Genomic DNA, 24,260 nt, shown 5'->3' on the forward strand with positions numbered 1-24,260 from the left:
TCAGCCGGCGATCACGGCAATCGTCTTGCGGGGGCGCGGCTGCTTGCTGGCCGCTGGCGCTTCCTTGTTGCGGAAAGCGCTCAGCAACTGCGCTTCGCGCTGGCTGGCCGCGGCGTGGTAGCGCTCACGAACATGGCCGAAGCCGCGCACGTCTTCGGGCAGGCTGGCCAGCGCGACGGCGGTCTCGTGGTTGGCCGCCTCGAGACCGGCCATGATTTCGGCGACCGTCGCCTCGTAGCTGGCGATTAGCTGCCGGTCGAGCCGGCGCTCGGCGCTGCGTGCGAAGGGGTCGAGCAGGCCGCCGCGCAGACGCTTGCAGCGGCCCAAGAGACGCAGCGCTTTGAGCATCCACGGACCGTAGCTACGCTTTCGTAGATGGCCGTCGCCGTCCTTGCCGGCGAGCAGCGGCGGCGCCATGTGGAAGACCAGCCGGTAGTCACCCTCGAAGCTTTCTTCGACGCGCTTGAGGAAGTCGCCATCGGTATACAGCCGCGCCACTTCGTACTCGTCCTTGTAGGCGAGGAGCTTGTAGTAGCCGCGGGCGACGGCTTCGGTAAGTAGCGTGATGCCCGGCGCGACGGCATTTTCGGCGTCGCGAACGCGCGCCAGCAGGCGCGTGTAGCGCTCGGCGTAGCGCGCGTTCTGATAGGCGGTGAGTTGCTCGCTGCGGCGGGCGATCACCTCGTCGACGCTGGTGGACAAGCGGTGGTGCGCCGGCAGACCGTTTTGCGGCCGCGCCGCGTCGATCACCGCCGCCGGTTCGACGGCCGCGCGGCGGCCCCACTGGAATGCCGCCTTGTTGCCGGCGACGGCCGTGCCGTTGATCTCGATGGCGCGCATGATCGCCGCCTTGCCGAGCGGCACCAGCCCCTGCTGCCAGGCGTAACCGAGCATGAACAGGTTGGTGGCGATCGAATCGCCGAGCAAGGCGGTCGCCAGCCTTGAGGCTTCGAGGAACTCGACGCGATCCTCGCCAACGGCTTCGACGATCTGCTGTTCCATCGAGTCGCCGGGAAAAATCGGGTCCGGGTTGGCCAACACGTTGCCCGAGCGCGCCTGCGCGGCAAAGCCGCGGACGAACTCGCTGGTATTGGTCTGGTCGCGGTTGATGACCACGCGGGTAAAGCCCTGGCGCATCTTGGCCAGCGATTCGTCGCTGGCGGCGACGACCAGGTCGCAGCCGATCACGGCGTTGGCTTCACCGGCGGCGACGCGCGCCGCGTAGAGTTGATCCTGGCGATCGGCGATGCGCACGTGCGACCAGACGGCGCCGCCTTTCTGCGCCAGACCGGCCATGTCGAGCACCGACACGCCCTTGCCTTCGAGGTGCGCGGCCATTCCCAGGAGAGCGCCGATGGTGACCACGCCGGTGCCGCCGACGCCGGTAACGAGAATCCCCCACGGCGTCGTCGTAGCCGGCAGCGTCGGTGTCGGGAGGCGTTCGAAAGCGCCGTCGTCGGCGTGCGTCGCCTTGCCTTTGCGCAGCGTGCCGCCCTCGACGGTCACGAAGCTCGGGCAGAAACCCTTGACGCACGAATAATCCTTGTTGCACGACGATTGGTCGATCGCCCGCTTGCGGCCGAACTCGGTGTCCACCGCCACCACCGACATGCAGTTGGACTTGTCGCTGCAATCGCCACAGCCTTCGCAGACGCGGTCGTTGATGACGACGCGTTTGGCCGGATCGGGAAATGTGCCGCGTTTGCGACGGCGGCGTTTTTCGGCGGCACAGGTCTGGTCGTAGATCAGCGCCGAGACGCCTGGGACCTCGCGCAGCTCGCGCTGCACCTGGTCGAGTTCGTCGCGGTGGCGGATCGGCACGCCGGCCGGCAGGCCCGAGCGCTCGTAGGCGCGGCCGCTGCCGTCGTTGACCACGACGATCTTCTGCACGCCTTCGGCGGCGAGCTGGCGGGCGATGATCGGCACCGACAAATTGCCGTCGTGCGGCTGGCCGCCGGTCATCGCCACGGCGTCATTGTAGAGAATCTTGTAGGTCAGGTTGACGCGCGCCGCGACCGCCGCGCGAATCGCCAGGATTCCCGAGTGCATGTAGGTGCCGTCACCGAGGTTGGTGAACACGTGCCGGGTGCCGGTGAACGGCGACTGGCCGATCCACGGCGCGCCTTCGCCGCCCATCTGGCAAAAGGTCGAGGTCGATTCCGGCGACAGCCAGGTGGCCATGTAGTGACAGCCGATGCCGGCCAGCGCGCGCGAGCCCAGCGGCACCTTGGTCGAGGTATTGTGCGGGCAACCCGAGCAATAGTGCGGCACGCGCTGCAGCGTCAGGCGCGGTTTGGCGAGCGCCGCCTCCTTGGCTTCGAGGAAGGCCAGGCGCGCCGCGATGCGCTCGGAGGTGTAGAAGAGCGCGATGCGTGCGGCGATCACGCGGGCGATCATCGCCGGCGTCAGCTCGCCGGCCGACGGCAGCAGCCACTCGGCGTGCGGCAGCGCCCATTCGCCGGTTTCGTCGAACTTGCCGATGACACGTGGGCGCACCGATTCGCGCCAGTTGTAGAGTTCTTCCTTGATCTGGTATTCGAGAAACTGACGCTTCTCCTCGACCACCAGGATTTCGTCCAGCCCGTCGGCGAAAGCGCGCACGCCTTCGGCTTCGAGCGGCCAGACCATGCCAATCTTGTAGACCCGCAGGCCGATCTCGGCGGCTACGCGCTCGTCGATGCCGAGGTCGGCCAGCGCCTGCCGCACGTCGAGATAGCTCTTGCCGCTGCTGATGATCCCGAGCTTGGCTGCCGGACTGTCGATGACGATCTTGTTGAGCGCGTTGGCGCGGCAATAGGCGAGCGCGGCGTAGAGCTTGTGATGCAGCAGGCGCTCTTCCTGGACCAGCGGCGGGTCGGGCCAGCGCAGGTTGAGGCCGGCCGCCGGCAACTTGAAGTCGGTCGGCAGCACGGTGCGTACGGCGAAGGGGTCGACGTTGACCGAAGCCGACGTTTCGACGGTGTCGGTGAGCGCCTTGAACGCCACCCAGCAGCCCGAATAGCGCGACAGGGCAAAGCCGTGCAGGCCGTATTCGAGGTAATCCTGGATTCCCGCCGGTGCCAGCACCGGCATCATCAGCGCCTTGAAGACGTGCTCGGTCTGATGCGGCAGCGTCGACGACTTGGCCGCGTGGTCGTCGCCGGCGATCGCCAGCACGCCGCCGTGCCGCGAGGTGCCGGCGGCGTTGGCGTGGCGGAAGACGTCACCGCAGCGGTCGACACCCGGCCCCTTGCCGTACCAGATCGAAAAAACCCCGTCATAGCTGGCGTTGGCGTCCAGGTTGACCTGCTGCGTCCCCCACACCGCGGTCGCCGCCAGGTCTTCGTTGAGACCGGGCTGAAAGCGGATGTGCTGGGCTTCGAGGTATTTGGCGGCTTTCCAGTATTCCAGGTCGACGTTGCCGAGCGGCGAGCCACGGTAGCCGCTGACGAAACCGGCGGTGTTGAGTCCGGCCGCCTGGTCGCGCATGCGCTGCATCATCGGCAGGCGAACAAGTGCCTGAATGCCGGTCATGTAGGCGTGGCCGCTGGCCAGCGTGTACTTGTCAGCGAGGCTCGCGTCGCGCAGCGACCTTGCGCCGGAATTATCCTTGGGCTCGTCCATACTCGTCTCCTTGTAGGTTTTTGCGCATGCTACAAACACTATCTGCTATCGTAAATTCACAAATACACGGCTCAGGTATTCGAAAAACGGATGGCAAAAGACGTCTCGCTCAGACAGTTGCGCTACTTCGCCGCTGCCGCTGAAACCGGTCAGTTCTCGATGGCGGCGGCGAAGCTGTTCGTCTCGCAATCGGCGATCACCAACGCGATCCTGCTGTTGGAGGACCGCCTCGGCGTAAAGTTGTTCGAACGTCATCCTTACGGTGTTTCGCTGACCGCCGAAGGGCACCGTTTTCACCAGCACGCACAGCATATTCTCGATTCGCTTCAGGACGCCTTGCGCGAGCCACGATTTCGCGCCGGTCAACTCGCCGGCAGCATTCGCATCGCTGCCAGCTATACCGTTCTGGGCTATTTCCTGCCGCCCTTGCTGGCGCGTTTTCGGGCCAATTACCCGGGCGTCGAACTCGACCTGCGCGACATGGCCAGACGCGACATCGAAGCGGCGGTGGCCAGCGGTGAGCTTGAGCTGGGTGTGGCGATCGTTTCGAACGTCGAGGCTCCCGAGCGCTTCGGACACCATGTGCTGATCCGCTCGCGACGGCAGTTGTGGGCAGCGACTGGACACCCGGTGCTGCGCACGCCGTATCCATCGCTGGAAAACATTGCGACGCATCCCTACATCCTGCTGACGGTCGATGAAGGCGAGGAGTCCAACCGCCGCTACTGGGACGAGCGCGGCCTCGAGCCGGCGATCGCCTTTCGCACCAACGGCATGGAGGCCTTGCGCGGCCTGGTCGCGCACGGCTTCGGCGTGACCATTCTCTCCGACATGGTCTACCGGCCGTGGTCGCTGGAAGGAAAGAAGATCGAGGCGCGGCCGATTCTCGACGTCGTTCCCTACATGGAGGTCGGCCTGCTCTGGCAGCGCGACGCCAGCCTGGCCGCGCCCGCCGAGGCGCTGCGGCAGTTTTTGATCCAGGCCTGCGGCATCTGACACGTCGTCAGGCACTGGACGCGCGCCGGGTCAGTCACCGCGGCCGTCCAGAGATTACCGGCGGACAGGGAATTGCGCCCGAGCGCGTCTCGCTGCCGCCCTCTGCCAGCGCGACAATCCACGCTTCGCTGTCGGAAAAATTTACATTCGCCACGACGAGCAGGCGCGTCATGCAACGGCGCCAATGGCAAGAGAATGATTGTTAGAGACATTCTCATAAACTTCGCGAGATGGTACAGAAGGTGCTTCTCATTTACCGCAGCCGGCGAAGCCTGCGTCGCCAGGGAACTGGAAGCTCAGGCCTCGTCAGCAGCCGAGCCCGCAGACCTGGCGGAACCGTTTCTTCTTTGAGGGGAACATCATGAAGCACGTTTTCTCACGTCGCATGATCGTTGCGGTAGCAGGGCTGGCCGCAACGCTGCTCACCGGCGCCGCCCGCGCCGACCTCGTTCTGCTCGGTTCGGACTACTTCGCGACCGTCCAGCCGACCTTCTTCACTCCGCTGGGAGCGCTGAATCCGCTCGCCGGCTTGCCGGTCGGCCCGGGCAACACCGACACCATCGTGCAGCGCCAGGCTAACTGTGCGCTCGATCTGGGAAGCGCCGGATCGAACTGCAGCATACCGATCGAAATGGTCGCGCTGCAACTGGTCAGCACCGTCAACCCGATGGTCATGGTGCGCGAATCGCCGATTCAGAGCAGCACCGGCGGCATGTTGATCAGCAGCGACGGGTCGGGAACCGGCGGAACATTCGATTCCTTTTTCGACATCTTTATTGAGTTGAGCACTGACGGCGGCGCCACATTCGTCCCTCAGCCGTCCCCCTTGCACCTCGCGTCGGCCGGTGCGGTGTGGTCTACCCAGGCGGCGGGCCTGCTGGTTGCCGGCCCGGTCGGCGACCAGGACGCCAATCGGCACACCAACCGCAACACCGCCGCCTGCCCGGTATTCGATGACGGGCAGCTCTGCGTCGACTTCTTTCTTGTCGGAACCGTCACCGAGCAGCATCCCGGTGTCGGCGTGCACACCGCCGAGCACGCCATCCCGGAGCCCGGCAGCCTGGCGCTGCTTGGCCTGGCGCTGGTCGCCGCTGTCGCTGTGGGAACTGGCGCTGCACGTCGGCGCGCCCGCTCCGGATGGTCCGGATGCGGCGCCACCGCGTAGCCAGCCATCGCGGCGGCGACCGGGCGACAAGCGCTCACGAGCGCGTCGCCGCCGCGCTTCACCTTCAGCACGACATTGGCCAAAATTCTGCTATGCGATGAGGATACGGTGCCGGTTGCCCCGGCACGCAGTTGCCGAGTAGTTCGGTGGGCAAAGAGGGCTCGCGGTCATCGCCGCAAGGGGTCGCCGCGTTACTAAAGGATTCCTCCAGGTAAAAGGCCCACATGAAACGTTTCCTCTTCGCTGCTGCACTGATCGTCGTCACCTCGCCGGTGCTTGCCGCCGACCTTGGTGTCTCGGTCAGTATTGGCCAACCCGGCTTTTATGGTCGCCTCGACATTGGCGGCTATCCGCCGCCGCAACTGATCTACCGGCAGCCGGTCATCATCGAGCGGGTACCGGTCATGCGCCAGCCGATCTACCTGAACGTCCCCCCCGGCCACGCCAAGCACTGGAGCAAGAATTGCCACAAGTACCGTGCCTGTGGGGAGCGGGTCTACTTTGTTCAGAACAACTGGTACAACCGCGAATACGTTCCCCAGTATCAGGAACAGCGCCATCACCGTGAGGACTACCGCGAGGACTATCGCCGCGACGACCGTCATGACCAGGGTGATGGACGCCGCGATGATCATCATGGCAAGCAGAAGGAAGACAAGGGTCACGGCAACTACGGCAAGCATGGTGGAAATCGCCAGGACTAGCGACCGCGGGCACGCGTAAATTCGGCCCGAACGTCGAAACCCAGGCCGCAAGCTTGAAGCTTGTCGCACGAGGTCATGGAGTCAGGATTCTTCCTTCTCGACGGCGGGCGCAGGCGGCCTCCTGGCAATCACACCAGCGTGCACACCAGCCCTGGCGAGCGCGTCGTCGCCGCGCCGGGACGACGCCGGCAAGAAGCTCCTCGAGCCAGCCTGGCGCCTTGTTCAGGCCAGGACGTTGACCATCCACGGCACGCCAAAGCGGTCGGTGAGCATGCCGAAAGCGGGTGACCAGAAGGTTTTGCCAAGCGGCATGATCACTCGCCCGCCCTCGGCCAGGGCAGTGAAATACTGCTCTGCTTCGGCGACGTCGGTCGCCGGAATCGACAGCGAAAAGCCCTGAAAAGTGGGCGATCCCGAGCACCGCCCGTCCGACGCCATGAGCAGGGTCTCGCCAACGCGAAACTCCGCGTGCATCACTTTTTCTGCGTTTTGCGGGGAATCGCAGCCGGGCGGCGGCTCCGGGCTATCCTTGTAGCGCATCAGCATCTGGACTTCGGCGCCAAGCGCCTGCTTGTAGAACTCGACCGCTTCCTCGCAACGGCCCTCGAAAGTCAGGTAGGTCTGGATCATTATCGTGCCTCCGTGTGGTGGTTTGAAAAGGCGCTCCCGGCTGTGCACCTTCGACAATGCTGGCGCTCCGCTCGACTGATGTAAAGCGCCGCGCCAGCCGGCGGGTCGAAATGCCAGGTTCAGTGTCGGGAAAGCGGCGTTGTCGGGAATTTTTACACCGGTGACGTTCAGGGCAGGCGAGGCATGCCTATAAAAACGCCTTACGCCATGATTTATTACAGATCACTAGGGTATGGCACAGGTCTTGCTTAAGTCCACGCATGGCCGCACGAACTCGGTCCAAACACCCCCCCAACGAATTTCCTGCCAATGTCGGAGCCGACAACATGAAAAAGACTCTTGCCGTTCTTGCCACTACCCTCAGCCTGCTGCCCGTCGTCGCCAACGCCTTCCCGATTGCCAGCACCGGCGAGGGCCTCAGCGTCCTGGTCGGCGGCACCGACCCGATCATCGCAACCTACCAGGGCAACTCGGCTGCGTACAGCAACGACCTCTACCTGATGCTCGACGGGCTTGGCAAGCCCGGCGATGACGGCGACGTGAGCAACGACCTGTTCATTTTCAACAACCATGCGTCGCCGGTCGGCAGCACGGTCAATCTCGGTTCATTTGCGATCGGCACCGAGCTGATATTTCGTCTGCATGTCACCAACACCGGTGATCAATTTTTCACCGGCGCGGCCAGCCGCAACCCCGACAATCATGCGCACGCGCGCGTTCAGGAAAACTGGGCCCCCGACACAACGTTGGTGAGCTTTGAAGACCTGCTCGGCGGTGGCTACGAGTACAACGACCTGAGCTTCTCATTCACCAATACCGTGACGACGCCACCCAACCCAGGCGTGCCCGAACCGGCCTCGCTGGCGCTGCTCGGCATCGGCCTCGTGGGTCTGCGCGCGCTACGCCGCAAGGCTTGAGCCACGTCGCCTGGCGAAAAGGCAATTGCACCCACCCGGCGGCCGCGAGCCGCCGTTTTTATGATGCGGCGAGCGCCCGTGGGCATTGTTGGCGGGCACCGACGATAGACGGATTTCCTGACGACGCGCCGGCACGCGGGCGCTCGACTGCCCGACGACCGCTACACCGATCTGCTCAAAGCACCTTGCCGGGGTTCATCAAGCCCTGCGGATCGAGGGTTCGCTTGATCGCCCGCATCATCTCGATCTCGACCGGGCTCTTGTAGCGCAGCAGTTCGTCGCGCTTCAACTGGCCGATGCCATGCTCGGCGCTGATGCTGCCGCCGAGTTTGTGCACCAGCTCATAGACGATGCGGTTGACCGCCGGCTGGGCGGCAATGAACGCGCCGTTCTCGCCGGCGGCCGCTTTCGACTGGTTGTAGTGCAGATTGCCGTCGCCGATGTGCCCGAAGGTGACGATGCGGATATCGGGAAAGGCCTGCACGAGTTGCTGGTCGGCGCGCTCGATAAACTCGGGAATACGCGAAATCGGCAGCGAAATGTCGTGCTTGATGCTCAGCCCTTCGATCTTCTGTGCCTCACCGATGTTCTCGCGCAAGGCCCACAGGCGCTGCGCCTGCTCGCCGCTCTGCGCCAGCACGGCGTCGCTGATCGCGCCGCTGTCCAGCGCCTCGGCCAGGAAGACTTCGAGCGCTTGCCGCCGGGCATCGTCGCCGTCGCCACCAGAGACTTCGATCAGCAGGTGCCAGGGGCTGGCCGAGACGGCCGCTGGCGAAGCCGGGAGATGCTTGCGGACCAGGCCGAGGGCGACGTCCGAGACCAGTTCGCAGGCCGTCAGCAGCGCGCCAAAAGACGCCTGCAGGTCAGCCAGCAAGCGCACCGCCAGCGCTGGCGAGTCAATCGCCAGCCAGGCGGTCGCCGTCGCCCGCGGCAGGGGGAAGAGCTTGACAACGGCCGCGGTGATGATCCCCAGGGTGCCTTCGGCGCCGATGAACAGCTGTTTGAGGTCGTAGCCGGTGTTGTCCTTGCGCAGGCCGCGCAGACCATTCCAGACGTCGCCATTCGGCAGCACCACTTCCAGGCCGAGCGTCAACTCGCGCGTGTTGCCGTAGCGCAGAACCTGCACGCCACCGGCGTTGGTCGACAGGTTGCCGCCGATCTGGCAGCTGCCCTCGGCGGCGAGCGACAGCGGGAACAGGCGCCCGGCCTGCGCGGCTGCATCCTGCAAAGTCTGCAGGACGCAGCCGGCGTCGACGGTCATGGTGTTGTTCGCCGGATCGATGGCGCGCACGCTGTTGAGGCGCGAGACGCTGATCAGCACCGCTTGTCCGTCTGCCGCCGGCGTCGCCGCGCCGCACAGACTGGTGTTGCCGCCCTGCGGCACCATTGCCACGCCGGCCTCGGCGCAGGCCCGCACGACCGCCGACACCTCGGCGGTGTTGGCTGGACGGACGACGGCGATCGCCGCACCGCGATAGCGCCCGCGCCAATCCTCGAGGTGCGGTGCCATGGCCTCGCTGGCCGTCAGAAGCTGCTCGGCCCCGACGGCTTCGGCGAGCGTGCGGAGCAGCTTCGCGTGTTCACTATTCACTGGATTCACGGCTGGCCCTCGGACAAGAAAATGACTGCGCTGTAGTGGCTGGCGGCCATCGCCACGGGCTTGCATGGCCATTGACCGCAGGGCCGATTGTACGGCTCTGCGGACGCCTTGGCAGTAGTCGGCAGGCACGCCGTGCCAGCACCATCGCGCCGCAGCTTGACACGAGAAGCGTGTAACAGACAGACTCATGGCGGCTGATCGCCCGGGCGCCAACGCGACTTCGTAGAAGGTCCCTTTGATAAGCGTGGCAATTGGTGCGAAGATTCACGCCATTGCCATTTTCACCACCCACCAAGCATGTCCCCGAACCCTGCAGCGCTGCCGCAAAGACGGCCAGCGTCGGCCACAACGTGATCCGCCGAAGCCCATGGAAATCGCCCAACTGCCGCCCCAGCATCGCCCTTCTACGGCCACCCCGGCGATGCTGGTCGCTGACATCGGCGGTACGCGCGCGCGCTTCGCGCTGCTCGATGAGCACGGCTCGCCGCAGCTGCTGCGGATCCTTTCGGTGGCCGACTTCGCCGGGCCGGTCGAGGCCATCCAGGCCTACCTCGGCGAGGTCGGTTGTACCAGCTTGCGGGCCGCCGCGATCGCGCTGGCGGCGCCGGTTGATGCGCCAGTCGTCCGCCTGACCAACGCCAAATGGTGTTTTTCGCGCGCGGAAATGAAGTCGCGGCTGGCGATTTCGCGTTTGCTGTTGCTCAACGACTTCACGGCGCTGGCCTTGTCGCTGGCGCGGCTGCCGGCCAGCGACCTGCGGCAGGTCGGTGGCGGTAGCGGCGTCGCGCTGGCGGCCAGGGCGGTACTCGGCCCGGGCACCGGCCTCGGCGTCTCCGGAGTCATTTTCGACCGCGGACGCTGGTTGGCGCTGGCCGGCGAAGGTGGCCACTGCTCGCTGGCGCCGGCCGACGCGCGTGAGTCGGCGATCCTCGCGCTCGCCTGGCGCGAACTGCCGCACGTCTCGGCCGAGCGACTGCTGTCGGGTAGCGGCTTGCCGCTGCTGCATCGCCTGGTCGGCGAGGTCGACGGCCGCCGTTGCGAAGCCCTGACGCCTGCCGAGATCGTTGCCCAGGCGCTGGCCAATGACGTCCAGTGCCGCGCGGTAATCGACACCTTTTGCGCGATGCTCGGCGCGGTTGCTGGCAACCTGGCGCTGACCCTCGGCGCGCGCGGAGGCGTCTATATCGGCGGTGGTATTATCCCCCGCCTTGGCGAGCTGTTTGATCGCTCGGCCTTTCGCGCTCGCTTCGAAGCCAAGGGGCGCTTCGCCGCCTACTTGGCCGCAATTCCCACCTATGTAATGCTCTCGCCGACGCCGGCCCTGCTGGGCGCGGCCGATGCCCTGGCCGAGAGCGAAGACTGCCCATGAACCCCACTGGAGTAATTCCCTGATGTCTGATGCTGCTGCAGTCCAACCCGAGAACGAAGCATTGCGCTCACAGATCGACCACAAGCTGCTCTGCCAGGTGGCGACAGAGAAATCCGTAGCCGGCAAGGCAGAGTACTACCAGGCGCTGGCACACGTCGCACGCGAGCAACTGGCAAAACGTTGGGTCGAGACGCAACACGCCGACCGCCAGAACAAGGCCCGGCGTGTCTACTACCTGTCGATGGAATTCCTGATCGGCCGCTCGATGAACAACGCCTTGTCGGCACTCGATCTGCGCGATCAGGCCGCGGCTGTTTTCACGCCGCCGGGACCGTCGATTGACGAGGTGATGGAATGCGAACCCGACGCGGCGCTCGGTAACGGTGGCCTGGGACGGCTGGCGGCGTGTTTTCTCGATTCGATGGCGACGCTCGGACTTCCCTCGTGGGGCTACGGCGTGCGCTACGAGTACGGCATGTTTGCGCAGTCGATCGTCAACGGACAGCAGGTCGAGCAACCGGAAGCCTGGGTGCACGACCGTTCGCCCTGGGAATTCCCACGCGCCGGCAAGCACTACACGGTACGCTTTGGCGGGACCGCCGAGCACCACGGCGAATGGGCCGAATGGCACGCCGCCGATTCGGTCGAGGCGAAAGCGTTCGACCACGTGATCCCCGGCTACGGTACCGAGCGCGTCAGCACCTTGCGGCTGTGGAAAGCAGCAGCGCCATCGCAGATCGACCTCGGCGCCTTCAATACCGGCGATTACCAGCGCGCCGCCGAGTTCAAGAATCGCTTCGAGAACATCTCGTGGGTGCTCTACCCGAACGACAGCACCGCCGCCGGCCGCGAACTGCGTCTGCGTCAGGAGTACTTCTTCGTCTCGGCGTCGATGCAGGACATCCTGCAACGTCACCACGACGAGTACGGCAGTTTCGCCAATCTGGCCGACAAGGTCGCCATCCACCTCAACGACACGCACCCGGCGATCGGCGTCGCCGAGTTGATGCGCCTGCTGGTCGACGAACATCAAATGACCTGGAACGTCGCCTGGGATCAGTGCTGTCGCATCTTCTCCTATACCAATCACACGCTGATGCCGGAAGCACTGGAAACCTGGAAGTTGACGCTGATGCAGCGCGTGTTGCCGCGCCACATGCTGATCATTTACCGCATCAACCAGGAGTTTCTCGACGAGGTGGTTCGCCTCTACCCGGGCGACGTCGATCTGATGCGCCGCGTCTCGCTGATCGACGACGGCAATGGCCACGAGAAGGACAAGCGCGTGCGCATGGCGCACCTGAGCATCGTCGGCAGTCACCGCGTCAATGGCGTTTCGCAACTGCATTCGGACCTGATGGTGCAGACCATCTTTGCCGATTTTGCCCAGCTGTACCCCGAGCGCTTTCACAACAAGACCAACGGTGTGACGCCGCGGCGCTGGCTGGCGCAGGCCAATCCGGGGCTGTCGACGCTGCTCGATGAACGGCTCGGCAAGGATTGGCGCCTCAATCTCGACCGCCTCGAGGGTCTGCGCGCGATTGCCGACGATGCCGCTTTCGGCGCCTCATTCGCGGCCGCCAAGCGCACCAACAAGCTGCGTCTGGCCGACTACGTGACGCGCGAAACCGGCGTCATCCTGAACCCCGACAGCCTCTTCGATGTGCAGGTCAAGCGCATCCATGAATACAAGCGGCAGCTGCTCAACGTGCTGCACGTGATCACCCGCTACAACGCCCTGCTCGACGGTACGGCTGTTGATTGCGCGCCGCGCAGCGTGATCTTCGCCGGCAAGGCGGCGTCGTCGTATCACATGGCCAAACAGGTCATTCGCCTGATCAACGACGTCGCGGCGGTAGTGAACAACGATCCGCGAACGCGTGACATGCTGCAAGTCGTCTTCATACCCAATTATGGCGTGTCGGTCGCCGAGCTGATCATGCCGGCGGCCAACCTCTCCGAGCAGATTTCGACCGCCGGTACCGAAGCGTCGGGCACCGGCAACATGAAGCTCTCGCTCAATGGCGCGCTGACCATCGGCACCGAAGATGGCGCCAACATCGAGATCCGCGACCAGGTCGGTGCCGACAACATTTTCATCTTCGGCAACAACACCGCGCAGGTCGATGCGATCCGCAAAACGAGCTATCAACCGAACGAAATCTACCAGAACGATCCGGCGCTCAAGGAAGTGCTCGACAAGATCGACGGTGGCTTCTTCTCGCCCGGCGACCGCTCGCGCTACCACGACGTCTTCAACTGCCTGGTTCACTATGGCGACCATTACCTGCTGCTCGCCGACTACGCCGACTACGTGGTGGCCCAGCAGCGCGTCGACGCGCTCTATCTGACGCCCGCCGAGTGGCAGCGCAAGGCGATTCTCAACGTCGCCGGCATGGGACCGTTCTCGGCCGACCGGACGATTCGCGATTACGCCGAAGACACCTGGAAGCTGACCACGCTTGGCAATATTTGAGGAATGCCCAGATGATCGACAACGCCGAGATTATTTCTCTATGCCGGGCCGAGCACGGCAATCCTTATGCCGTTCTCGGCATGCACACCGATGCCGATGACCGCCTGTGGGTGCGCAGCCTGCAACCCGGCGCGCGCGCGGTTGCCGTACTCGACGCCAAGACCGGCAAACAGGTCGCCGAACTCGCTCAGCGCGACGTCGAGGGCGTCGAGGGTTTTTTCGAGGGTGTCATTCCGCGCCGCCGCAAGGATTTTTCGTACCGCCTGCGGATCACCTGGGCCGACGGCGTCCAGGAAACCGACGACCCGTATCGCTTCTGGGCGGTGCTCGGCGAAATGGACGCCTGGCTGCTCGCCGAGGGCTCGCACCTGCGGCCATTCGAGCGTCTCGGCGCGCACCTGACCGAGATCGACGGCGTCGCCGGTACCACTTTCGCGGTCTGGGCGCCTGATGCGCAGCGCGTCAGCGTCGTCGGCGACTTCAATACCTGGGACGGGCGCCGCCACCCGATGCGCCTGCGCCAGGACTGCGGCGTCTGGGAGATCTTCCTGCCGGGAGTGACCGCCGGCGCGCGCTACAAGTACGAAATACGCGCGCGCGACGGGCAGCTGCTGCCGCTCAAATCGGACCCCTATGGCTTCGAAGGTGAGTTGCGGCCGTCAACGGCGTCGGTGGTCTGTGTGCTGCCGCCGCCGGTAGACCCCATCCCGGTAGCCGCTGGTGATGCACTCGGTGCGCCGGTGTCGATCTACGAAGTGCATCTGGCTTCGTGGCGGCGCGCTGACGACGGTGGCTTCCCGGACTGGCAGCGGCTGAGCGAAACGCTGATCCCCTACGTCGTCGATCTTGGCTTTACGCACCTCGAACTGTTGCCGATTTCCGAGCATCCTTTCGACGGCTCGTGGGGCTACCAGCCGCTCGGCCTGTACGCGCCAACCGCCCGGCACGGCACCCCGGCCGGCTTCTGCCAGTTCGTCAGCGCCTGCCACGCCGCCGGTTTGCGGGTGATCGTCGACTGGGTGCCGGCGCACTTCCCGACCGACGAACACGGCCTGGGGCGCTTCGACGGCAATCCGCTCTACGAGCATCGTGACCCGCGCGAAGGCATGCACCAGGACTGGGGAACGCTGATCTACAACTTCGGTCGGCGCGAAGTCAGCAACTTCCTGATTGGCAACGCGCTGTTCTGGATCGAGCGCTACGGCGTCGATGGTCTGCGCGTCGACGCCGTGGCGTCGATGCTCTACCGCGACTACAGCCGCTCGGAGGGACAGTGGGTGCCGAACGTCCATGGTGGCCGCGAGAACATCGAGGCCGTCGCCTTCCTGCGCCGGATGAACGAGGTTCTCGGCCAGGAACACCCCGCGGCCGACACCTATGCCGAGGAATCGACTTCCTGGCCGATGGTCAGCCGGCCGCCGTCGATGGGCGGACTGGGCTTCCACTACAAGTGGAACATGGGCTGGATGCACGACGTTCTCTCGTACATGGCGCAGGATCCGATCTACCGTCGCTATCATCACAACAAGCTCAGCTTCGGGATGATGTACGCCTTTACCGAGAACTTCGTCCTGCCGCTGTCGCACGACGAAGTGGTGCATGGCAAGGGCTCGCTGATCAACAAGATGCCCGGTGATACCTGGCAGAAATTCGCCAACCTGCGTTCGCTCTACGGGTTCATGTGGGCGCACCCGGGCAAGAAGCTGCTGTTCATGGGCGGCGAGTTCGGCCAGTGGAGCGAGTGGAACCACGATACCTCGCTCGACTGGGCGCTGCTCGACTTCCCGACGCACGCTGGCGTCCGCAATCTGATCCGCGACCTCAACAGCCTCTACCGCAGCCGCCCGGCGCTGCACGAGGTCGATTTCGAGCCGGCTGGTTTCGAATGGATCGCCGCCGACGACGCCGACGCTTCGGTGATCGCCTTCATTCGCTGGACGCGCGACCGTTCGCGGGCCATCGTCTACGTCGGCAACTTCACGCCGGTCGTTCGTCAGGGCTACCGCATCGGTGTGCCGGTCGCCGGCAAGTTCTACGAGCGGATCAATACCGACTCCGAACACTATGGCGGCAGCAACGTCGGCAACGGCGCGAACGCGATTACCGCCGAGCAGCGGCCGGCACACGGCCGCGAATGGTCGCTGAACCTGACGCTGCCACCGCTCGCCGCAATTTTCCTGGAGTGGGTACCGTGAGCGGCGGCGCGACGCTCGCGGCCGGGCGGCCGTGGCCGCTCGGTGCGCACTGGGACGGGCACGGCGTCAACTTCGCGCTGTTCTCGGCGCACGCCGAGGCCGTCGAGCTGTGCGTTTTCGACGGCCAGCGGCAGCAAACGCTGGCTTTGCGCCACTGCAGCGATCAGGTCTGGCACGGCTATCTCGCCGGCGCCGCACCCGGCTTGCGCTACGCTTACCGCGTGCGCGGCCCGGCAGCGCCCGAGCAGGGCCAGCGTTTCGATTCCCGGCGGCTGTTGCTCGACCCTTACGCGCGCGCGGTCGTCGGCCGCTATCCTCCGGTCAGCCCGGACGACCCGACGCAGGCGCTGCTGGCGACCGTCGTCGACGAAGACTTCGACTGGGGCAGCGACGCGCCGCCAGCGACGCCGTGGGCCGATAGCGTGTTCCTCGAAGTTCATGTCAAGGGCGTCAGCCGGCAGCACCCCGACGTTCCCGAAGCCTTGCGTGGGACCTACGCCGGGCTCGCCTCAGCGGCGATGATCGAACACTTCCAGCGGCTCGGCGTCACCGCCGTCAGCCTGCTGCCGGTGCACCACTTCCTCGACGAGCAACGCTTGCTCGAGCAGGGGCGCGTCAACTACTGGGGCTACAACACGCTCGCCTTCTTCGCTCCCGAGCCGCGCTACGCCGCCGGCGTCGGTGGCCAGTCGGTGATCGACGAATTCAAAACGATGGTCCGGACGCTGCACGCCGCCGGCCTCGAGGTGATCCTCGACGTGGTCTTCAACCATACCGCCGAGACCGACGAATTCGGCCCAACGCTGACCTTTCGCGGCATCGACAACCAGAGTTATTACCTGCTTCCGAAAGGCAATCTCGCCGCCTACGAGAACTACAGCGGCTGTGGCAACACCTTCAACCTCACTCAGCCGCGCGTTCTGCAACTGGTCATGGATGCCCTGCGCTACTGGGTCGGCGTGATGCACGTCGACGGCTTCCGCTTCGACCTCGCCGCCGCGCTGGCGCGCAACAGCGCCTTCCTGCCGGCGCTCAGGCAGGACCCCGTACTGCAGCACGTCAAACTGATCGCCGAACCCTGGGACATGGGGCCGTACGGTTACCAGCTGGGGCGCTTCCTGCCGGGCTGGAGCGAATGGAACGACCGCTTCCGCGACGACGTACGCGCCTTCTGGCTGACCGGCGAAGTCGGCGTCGGCGCGCTGGCGCAACGCTTGGCGGGTTCCAGCGAAATATTCGCTGGTGGCGGACGTGCACCGCAGGCCGGCGTCAACTTCATCACCGCCCACGACGGCTTCACCTTGCGCGACCTGGTCAGCTACCAGAGCAAGCACAACGAACTCAACGGCGAGGACAATCGCGACGGGCATGGCCACAACCTCTCGTGGAACTGCGGCGAAGAAGGTGAAAGCAGCGACCCGGCGGTACTCTCCAGACGCCGCCGCTTGCAGCGCGCGCTATTGACGACGCTGTTGATCGCCCAGGGCGTGCCGATGCTGCAGGGCGGCGACGAACTCGGCCGGACGCAGGCCGGCAACAACAACGCCTATTGCCAGGACAACGCGATGACCTGGGTCGACTGGCAGGACGCCGACCGCGAGTTGATCGATTTCGTTGCCGGGCTGATCGCCTTGCGGCGACGTTTCCCGCAACTGCGGCGCAGCAGCTGGCTGAGCGGCGACGCTGACGCCGTCTGGTGGCACCCGGCCGGGCGACCGATGGGCGTCAACGATTGGCAGTCGGCGACGCTCGGCACCTTTGCCTTGCAACTCGCTGGCGAGGCGCCCGATGACGGCGCGCTGCTGTGTTTGATCAATCGTGACGAAATACCGGTCCCGTTCCTGCTGCCGCCGGGCGCCTGGCAACAGCTCTGCGACAGCAGCGCTGCCTCGCCCTTCGCCAGCGTGCAACGCGAGACCACCAGCCCGGTCGCCGCGCGTAGCGTCCAGCTACTGACCCGAGTACCCGCCGCGGGGAGGTGAGTTTCTGGTCGGACGGCTGCTCAGCGCCAGCCGCGCAGCAGTGCGATGCCGTGCGCGCCGTGGCTGCAGGCCAGGTCGAGCGTCTCGGGCTGCATGCCGCCGAGTGCGTAGACCGGCAAGGGCGAACGTTCGACCAGGCGCGCGAACTCGGTCCAGCCGATGCCGTCGGCGCCGGCGTGACTGGGCGTCGGCAGCAGCGGCCCGAGGACAACGAAATCCAGCCCGAGTTCGGCTGCCCGAGCCAGGTCGGCAGCGCTGTGGCACGAGGCGGCCACGCAGGTGAAATCCGGCCGCCGCTCGAGCTGCCAGAGCTGCGACGACGATAGATGCACGCCCTGCGCGGCAACCGCGCGGGCGAGTTGCTGATCGTCGTTGATCAGCACGCAGGCCTTCTCGTAAGGACGCGCCAGCGCCATCACAGCGGCGGCGAAGCGCTGCCGCTGCGCCGCCGCCAGCGTCTTGTCGCGAACCTGCAGCAGCCGCAGCCCCTGCGCCAGGGCGCGCTCGAGCCGCGCCAGTTCGGCCGCCACGCCGTTCTCTTCGGCGTTGCTCAGAGCATACAGTTCGGGCAGCGCGAGCGCCGCCAGGATCGGGCCATTGGCGGGCAGAATCGGCGCCACGCTGGCTGCCTCGCCGACGGTCAACCAGGCGAAGGCGCTGTGCTCGAGCGGGGCGATCTCGCCGTGCCACGAGTTGACGCGGAAAAAGCGCAGGCGGACGCTCGCATGCGGGTAGCTGAATTGGCAGCAGACCCACGGCCAGGCCTGCTCAACGGTGATCCCCAGCTCTTCGTGTAGCTCGCGCCGCAAGGCCTGCGGCACGCTCTCGCCGGGCTCGACCTTGCCGCCGGGAAACTCCCAGTAGCCGGCATAGACCTTCCCGGGCGGGCGTTGCGCGAGGAGAAACTCGGGCGCCGCCGGGTCGCCGCGCAAGAGAACGGCCGCCGCGACTTCGGTAATCTTGCGGCCGTCGCCGGTGGCGCCGGCTGTGGCCGCTTCGCCAGGCTCGTTCATCGGCGCGGCTGGCGCGCAAGGCGCTTGGCGCAGCGCCTCACGACGCGCGCGCCGAGCGTTTTCGTGGCGACGCTTTGGCCGCGCGCGCCGTCGCCGTTCGTGCTCCCTTCCGGGCGGCGGCGTCGGCCAGCTGCCGTCCGGCCCAGTCGCGAGCAAACTGCCAGGCGACACGGCCACTGCGCGAACCACGTTCGAGCGCCCAGTTGAGCGCGTCGCGCTCGGCGCGGACGATTTCGTCGTCGGCGCAGCCAAACGACCTCAGCCAGTGCGCGACGATGTTGAGATACGCGTCCTGGTCGAACGGGTAGAAGGAGATCCACAGACCGAAGCGCTCGGACAGCGAGATTTTCTCCTCGATCGCCTCGCCCGGATGAATCTCCTCGCCGACGCGCTTGCTCTCGAGGTTCTCGGCAAAATACTCGGGCATCAGGTGGCGGCGGTTCGAAGTGGCGTAGATCAGGACGTTCTCGGGTGCTGCCGCGATCGATCCGTCGAGGACGACCTTGAGCGCCTTGTAGCGCGCGTCGCCGGAGTCGAAGGAGAGGTCGTCGCAGAAGATGATGAAGCGCTCCGGGCGTCCGTCGACCAGTTCGACGATCTCCGGCAGGTCGGTCAGGTCGCCTTTTTCGACCTCGATCAGGCGCAAGCCACTGGCCGCGTAGGCGTTGAGCAGCGCCTTGACCAGCGACGACTTGCCTGACCCCCGCGTGCCCGTAAGCAGCACGTTGTTGGCCGGCTGGCCGGCGACGAACTGGCGGGTGTTGGCGTCGGCACGCGCTTTCTGCTGATCGACGTCGTGCAGGTCGGCGAGCGTGATTTCCGGCAAGCGGCGGAGCGGCTGCAGGTAGCCGGCGCCGTGGCTCTTGCGCCAGCGAAAAGCGCTGGCCGCCTGCCAGTCGGGAAGCGGTGAGGCTGGCGGCAGCAGCGGTTCGAGTCGATCGAGAAACTGCTCGGCGCGAACCAGAAAGCTGGCAAGTTGCCGGAAGAGGTCGGCCATCGGACGGTATACTCGGCGGGGTGACGAACCCAACACTCTAGCCAAAACATGCGCAAAAGCCAACCACGGCACTTCCCTGCCCTTGCCTCCACCTTGGCCAGCGTGCTGCTGGCCTTGCTGCTCACCGCCTGCGGCAGCAAGCGACAAGAGCCGCAGGGCGACTGCCCGGCTTGCCCGGCGTGCCAGCCCTGCGACCCGACGGCCGGAACAAAGGCGCCGACGCCGCGCTTCAAACCGCTGCAGCCGGCGCGCTGGAGCGATCTGCCGGGCTGGACCGACGACGATTTGCGCGCCGCCTGGCCGGCTTTCCTGCAATCGTGTCGGACGCTCGCCAAACGCCCGCAGTGGCCGCTCTGGCGGGCCTCCTGCGAGCAGGCGAACGCGCTGTCGGCGCCGTCGAGCGCGGCCATCCGTAGCCTCTTCGAGGCGCATTTCCAGCCGTGGCTGCTGACCAACCCAGACGGCAGCTCGGAGGGCATGGTCACCGGCTACTACGAGCCGCTGCTACGTGGCTCGCGGACGCGTGGCGAGCCCTATCTGCAGGCCGTCCTCGGCGTCCCCGCCGACCTGCTCAGCATCGACCTCGGCGAAGTCCAACCCGAGCTCAAGAATCAGCGCCTGCGCGGCCGCCTGCAGGGCAAGAAGGTCGTCCCCTATTATTCGCGGGCCGAGATCACGGCTCGTCCACAGGCCTACGCCGACCGCGTCCTGCTATGGGTCGACGACCCGATTGACCTGTTCTTTCTGCAGATCCAGGGTTCCGGACGCGTCAAGTTCGCCGACGGCAGCATGGCGCGCCTGGCATTTGCCGATCAGAACGGCCATCCCTATCAGTCGATCGGCAAGCTGCTCGTCGAGCGCGGCGAGTTGACGCTCGATCAGGCGTCGATGCAGGGCATCAAGCAATGGGCACGCGCCAACCCGACGCGCCTGACCGAGCTGCTGAACGCCAACCCGCGCTACGTCTTTTTCAGCGAAAAAGCGCTCAAGAACGGCGATGCCGAAGGCCCCAGTGGCGCCCTGGGAGTGCCGCTGACGCCCGAGCGGAGCATTGCCGTTGACCCCGCGCACGTGCCGCTCGGCGCGCCGGTCTTCCTGTCGACGACCCTGCCGGCGACGACGACACCGCTGCGCCGGCTGATGCTGGCGCAGGATACCGGCAGCGCGATTCGTGGCGTCGTTCGCGCCGACTTTTTCTGGGGTTTCGGCGCACCGGCCGGCGCGCAAGCCGGCCGCATGAAACAGCAAGGGCAGATGTGGGTACTGCTGCCGGCGGGTGCTGCACCACAATAGGCGGCGCGCGGTACAAGCATGGTGCATGCAGCCCCATCGTGGTGCCTGCGCGACCGATTGGCGCACTGTCGAGGTGCGCCAATCCCCGTTTTGGGTCCTGAATCCTTGTAGAACGCACCAATTGAGCATGGCTCGAAAATTGCTTGTAGGCTGCAATGCGATTTTCAGGAGGGGCCATGGAAGCTCTCAAGTCTGGTAGTGACGTTCTCTTCATTCTGCTCGGTGGCATCATGGTGTTGGCGATGCACGCGGGTTTTGCCTTCCTCGAACTGGGAACGGTGCGCAGGAAGAGCCAGGTCAATGCGCTGGTGAAGATCCTGACCGACTTCTCGGTGTCGACGATCGCCTACTTCTTCGTCGGCTACAGCGTCGCCTACGGCGTCAATTTCTTCGCCGGTGCCGAAACGCTGGCGGCCAAGAACGGTTTTGAGCTGACCAAGTTCTTCTTCCTGCTCACTTTCGCGGCGGCGATCCCGGCGATCGTTTCCGGCGGCATCGCCGAACGCGCCAGGTTCTACCCGCAACTGGCGGCGACCTTCCTGATCGTCGGCTTCATCTATCCGTTCTTCGAAGGCATCGCCTGGAATCAGGCTTTCGGCGTGCAGGCCTGGCTGAAGGCGACCTACGGCGCAGAATTCCATGATTTCGCCGGCTCGGTCGTCGTGCATGCGATGGGCGGCTGGATCGCGCTGCCCGCCGTGCTCTTGCTCGGCGCGCGCTACGGGCGCTACACCAAGGAAGGGCGAATTTCGGCGCACCCGCCGTCGTCGATCCCCTTCCTGGCGCTGGGCGCATGGATCCTGACCGTCGGCTGGTTCGGCTTCAACGTCATGAGCGCGCAGACCATCGACAAGATCTCCGGCCTGGTGGCCATGAACTCGCTGATGGCGATGGTCGGCGGCACGCTGGTCGCGCTGGTCGCCGGCAAGAACGACCCGGGTTTCGTGCACAACGGCCCGCTGGCCGGGCTGGTCGCGGTCTGCGCCGGTTCCGACCTGATGCACCCGATTGGTGCGCTGCTCGTCGGCGGTGTCGCCGGCGGACTCTTCGTCGGGATGTTTACGCTGACGCAGAACCGCTGGAAGATCGACGACGTCCTCGGCGTCTGGCCGCTGCACGGTCTGTGTGGCGCCTGGGGTGGCATCGCCGCCGGCATCTTCGGCAGCCGGGCGCTGGGCGGCCTCGGCGGCGTCGCCCTGATGCCGCAGCTGCTGATGACCGGACTGGCGATCGTTGTTGCGCTGCTCGGTAGTGGCATCGTCTATGGCCTTCTGAAAAGCGTCTTCGGCCTGCGCCTCGATCAGGAACAGGAATACAACGGCGCCGATCTCTCGATCCACAAGATCTCGGCGACCGCCGAACGCGAGAGCAACTGGTAGGAACGGCTGCCAGGCGCCGCGCCCCTGACTGGCCGGCCTGTGGCCATCGGCCGGCGAGCGTATAGTGCCGCTTCGGCAAGCGCCCCACGGCCTCGGCGATTCTCGGGTGGGGGCTGCCCTGGCGCGCTCGGCGCGCGCTGACCGGCGCGGTCGTGACACGTCGTCGCCGTTGCCAACGGACAGGGGGCAAAGATGAGAGTCATCGTTCTCGGTGCCGGCGTGATCGGTGCCGCCACCGCCTACTACCTGGCGCGCGACGGCCATCAGGTGACCCTGGTCGACCGCCACGAAGGCGTCGCACGTGAAGCGAGTTACGCCAACGGTGGGCAATTGAGCTACAGCTACGTGGCGCCGCTGGCCGACCCCGGCGTCTGGACAAAGCTCGCGCCCTGGCTGCTTTCGCCGACCTCACCAGTGCGTTTCCGCCCCCAACTCGACCCCCTGCAATGGCGCTGGTGCCTGCAATTCCTGGCCGCCTGTACGAGCGCACGCAGTGCCGAGACGACGCGCCATCTGTTGCGTCTGGGGCACGCCAGCCGCCGCCTGATGGACGACCTGCTGGCGCTCGAGCCAGCGCTCGACTTCGCCTACGTCAAGAGCGGCAAACTGGTCGTCTATCGCGACACGGCGTCGCTGGTCAGCGCAGGTCGTCAGGTCGATTACCAGAGCCGCTTGCTCGGCGATGGCGATCATCGCCAGCAGGTGCTCGATGCGGCCGCCTGCGTGGCCATCGAACCGGCCCTCGAGCACATCCGCCGCGAGATCGTCGGCGGCGTCCATACGCCGAGCGAGGATACTGCCGACTGCTATCGCTTCAGCATGGCGCTGGTCGACCGGATGCGCGCCGTTTCGTCCGAAAACGTGTGTCTTTTCGACACCGTTATCGAGCGGTTGCGTGTCAGCGGTCGCCAAATCGTCGGCGTTGACACCCGCAACGGGCGCCTGCAAGCCGACGCCTATGTCCTGGCCGGTGGCTGCGACAGCCCACGCCTGGTGCGGCCGCTGCGCATGTCGCTACCGATCTACCCGCTCAAGGGCTACAGCCTGACGGCGCCGATCGCCGACGCCAACGCCGCGCCGACGCTCAGCGTCACCGACTTCCAGCGCAAGATCGTCTACGCGCGCATCGACGGCCACCTGCGCGCAGCGGGAATCGCCGACATCGTCGGTTACGACCGTGCGATCAAGCGGCAACGCATGGCGACGCTGATCGCCGAGGCACGCGCCGTTTTCCCCGGTGCGGTTGATTATCGTCAGGTCGAAGCCTGGACCGGCCTGCGACCGGCAACGCCGAGCGGCCGGCCGATCCTGGGCCGCACTCCGTACGCCAATCTCTGGCTCAACGTCGGTCATGGTGCGCTCGGCTTCACCTTGTCGCTGGCCAGCGGCCGTGCGGTCGCCGATCTGATTGGCGGGCAGCCGCCCTTTGTTGCGCTCGATGGGCTTACTTTGCCCGGGCTAGCCCGCTGACGGTCTGAATCGCCATTCTTTCCGTTGATCCCATCGCAGCGGCCGGTGCTGGGTGAAAGCGGTGTGCAAGAGCGAGCAGCAAGGACGCCCGTCGAATAGATGCGACGCGATGCCTGGCGTGACCTCGACTGGCTGCTGTCGACGCGCCTATCGGACATCATTCGCCAGAACATCGGCATCACCAGGCTGCAGAAAAACGTCTTCTTCATGATGCTTCCCGAACCGAATACGGCGCTGCTCGTGCTCCTGGCCGGCGTGGCCGCCATGCGCCGTCGACGGCCCGCCGGCAAACGGCAGGGCTGAAGGTCCGGTCGGCCATCGGCAAAGCACGGGCGAGCGCCAAGCACCGCCAAAGCAGCCGCCATTGGCCGGCGCGAGACGACTCGTGCCGGTGCTCATCCCCGCTGCCAGACCAGCCCGATGGGTGCCTACAGGAGCCGAGCAAGGCGGCGTTGAGAGGGCTGTTCAAAC

17 protein-coding genes are annotated in these 24,260 nt (G+C 65.8%); 12 read left to right on the top strand and 5 right to left on the bottom strand.

Annotated elements, in window-relative coordinates; translation table 11 throughout:
* A complete protein-coding gene (locus QZ656_RS12135; RefSeq protein WP_291993625.1) occupies positions 1 to 3,603 on the bottom strand; it encodes an indolepyruvate ferredoxin oxidoreductase family protein in 3,603 nt (1,200 codons plus the stop codon).
* 90 nt (positions 3,604 to 3,693) lie between these two features.
* Between QZ656_RS12135 and QZ656_RS12140 the strand changes: the two genes are divergently transcribed.
* The 3 genes from QZ656_RS12140 (at position 3,694) to QZ656_RS12150 (ending at position 6,468) form a co-directional block, all read left to right on the top strand.
* Positions 3,694 to 4,599, top strand: a complete 906-nt coding sequence (locus QZ656_RS12140; protein WP_291993626.1) for a LysR substrate-binding domain-containing protein — start codon at positions 3,694 to 3,696, stop codon at positions 4,597 to 4,599.
* Positions 4,600 to 4,960: 361 nt separating this feature from the next.
* Complete coding sequence (locus tag QZ656_RS12145) at positions 4,961 to 5,764, top strand: PEP-CTERM sorting domain-containing protein (protein WP_291993627.1); 804 nt, start codon at positions 4,961 to 4,963, stop codon at positions 5,762 to 5,764.
* 224 nt (positions 5,765 to 5,988) lie between these two features.
* On the top strand, positions 5,989 to 6,468 hold the full coding sequence (locus tag QZ656_RS12150) for a hypothetical protein (RefSeq protein WP_291993628.1): 480 nt from the start codon (positions 5,989 to 5,991) through the stop codon (positions 6,466 to 6,468).
* A 222-nt stretch (positions 6,469 to 6,690) separates the two neighbouring features.
* Here the strand turns inward: QZ656_RS12150 and QZ656_RS12155 are convergent, their stop codons facing one another.
* Positions 6,691 to 7,101 (bottom strand): VOC family protein, encoded by a 411-nt coding sequence (locus QZ656_RS12155; protein WP_291993845.1) that lies wholly within the window; start codon positions 7,099 to 7,101, stop codon positions 6,691 to 6,693.
* Positions 7,102 to 7,424: 323 nt separating this feature from the next.
* On the opposite strand from QZ656_RS12155, the gene QZ656_RS12160 reads away from it, so the two are divergent.
* A complete protein-coding gene (locus tag QZ656_RS12160) occupies positions 7,425 to 8,015 on the top strand; it encodes a PEP-CTERM sorting domain-containing protein (protein WP_291993629.1) in 591 nt (196 codons plus the stop codon).
* A gap of 175 nt (positions 8,016 to 8,190) precedes the next feature.
* Here QZ656_RS12160 and QZ656_RS12165 read toward each other — a convergent pair whose 3' ends face one another.
* Positions 8,191 to 9,525 carry an FAD-binding oxidoreductase gene (locus QZ656_RS12165; protein ID WP_291993846.1) on the bottom strand — a complete coding sequence of 445 codons (1,335 nt, stop codon included), beginning with the start codon at positions 9,523 to 9,525 and terminating at the stop codon, positions 8,191 to 8,193.
* A gap of 457 nt (positions 9,526 to 9,982) precedes the next feature.
* Here QZ656_RS12165 and glk point away from each other — a divergent pair, with 457 nt between their 5' ends.
* From glk to glgX, 4 genes are read left to right on the top strand one after another with little or no spacing between them, the layout of a single operon-like run.
* Entirely contained in the window at positions 9,983 to 10,984 is a 1,002-nt protein-coding gene (gene glk, locus QZ656_RS12170) for a glucokinase (protein ID WP_291993630.1), read from the top strand.
* A gap of 22 nt (positions 10,985 to 11,006) precedes the next feature.
* On the top strand, positions 11,007 to 13,460 hold the full coding sequence (locus QZ656_RS12175; protein ID WP_291993631.1) for a glycogen/starch/alpha-glucan phosphorylase: 2,454 nt from the start codon (positions 11,007 to 11,009) through the stop codon (positions 13,458 to 13,460).
* A gap of 11 nt (positions 13,461 to 13,471) precedes the next feature.
* Positions 13,472 to 15,655 (top strand): 1,4-alpha-glucan branching protein GlgB, encoded by a 2,184-nt coding sequence (glgB, locus tag QZ656_RS12180; RefSeq protein ID WP_291993632.1) that lies wholly within the window; start codon positions 13,472 to 13,474, stop codon positions 15,653 to 15,655.
* The gene (glgX, locus tag QZ656_RS12185; protein ID WP_291993633.1) at positions 15,652 to 17,637 is read left to right on the top strand and encodes a glycogen debranching protein GlgX; all 1,986 of its coding nucleotides are present in this window, start codon (positions 15,652 to 15,654) and stop codon (positions 17,635 to 17,637) included. The genes glgB and glgX overlap by 4 nt, the downstream gene beginning before the upstream one ends.
* Before the next feature lie 20 nt (positions 17,638 to 17,657).
* Here the strand turns inward: glgX and QZ656_RS12190 are convergent, their stop codons facing one another.
* Positions 17,658 to 18,650, bottom strand: coding sequence for a Nudix family hydrolase (locus QZ656_RS12190; protein ID WP_291993634.1), 993 nt, complete (start codon positions 18,648 to 18,650; stop codon positions 17,658 to 17,660).
* 37 nt (positions 18,651 to 18,687) lie between these two features.
* The gene (locus tag QZ656_RS12195) at positions 18,688 to 19,647 is read right to left on the bottom strand and encodes an ATP-binding protein (protein ID WP_291993635.1); all 960 of its coding nucleotides are present in this window, start codon (positions 19,645 to 19,647) and stop codon (positions 18,688 to 18,690) included.
* Between the two features lie 48 nt (positions 19,648 to 19,695).
* Here QZ656_RS12195 and QZ656_RS12200 point away from each other — a divergent pair, with 48 nt between their 5' ends.
* The 4 genes from QZ656_RS12200 to QZ656_RS12215 all read left to right on the top strand — a co-directional run bounded on the left by QZ656_RS12200 (position 19,696) and on the right by QZ656_RS12215 (position 24,092).
* A complete protein-coding gene (locus QZ656_RS12200; protein ID WP_291993636.1) occupies positions 19,696 to 20,940 on the top strand; it encodes a murein transglycosylase A in 1,245 nt (414 codons plus the stop codon).
* A gap of 176 nt (positions 20,941 to 21,116) precedes the next feature.
* Complete coding sequence (locus QZ656_RS12205; RefSeq protein WP_291993637.1) at positions 21,117 to 22,319, top strand: ammonium transporter; 1,203 nt, start codon at positions 21,117 to 21,119, stop codon at positions 22,317 to 22,319.
* 192 nt (positions 22,320 to 22,511) lie between these two features.
* Complete coding sequence (locus QZ656_RS12210; protein ID WP_291993638.1) at positions 22,512 to 23,789, top strand: D-amino acid dehydrogenase; 1,278 nt, start codon at positions 22,512 to 22,514, stop codon at positions 23,787 to 23,789.
* A gap of 99 nt (positions 23,790 to 23,888) precedes the next feature.
* A complete protein-coding gene (locus QZ656_RS12215) occupies positions 23,889 to 24,092 on the top strand; it encodes a PEP-CTERM sorting domain-containing protein (RefSeq protein WP_291993639.1) in 204 nt (67 codons plus the stop codon).
* The last annotated feature ends 168 nt before the right edge of the window (positions 24,093 to 24,260 follow it).

Origin of the sequence: Candidatus Accumulibacter sp. ACC003 (assembly GCF_907163085.1) — a bacterium.
In the GTDB taxonomy this organism is placed as follows: domain Bacteria; phylum Pseudomonadota; class Gammaproteobacteria; order Burkholderiales; family Rhodocyclaceae; genus Accumulibacter.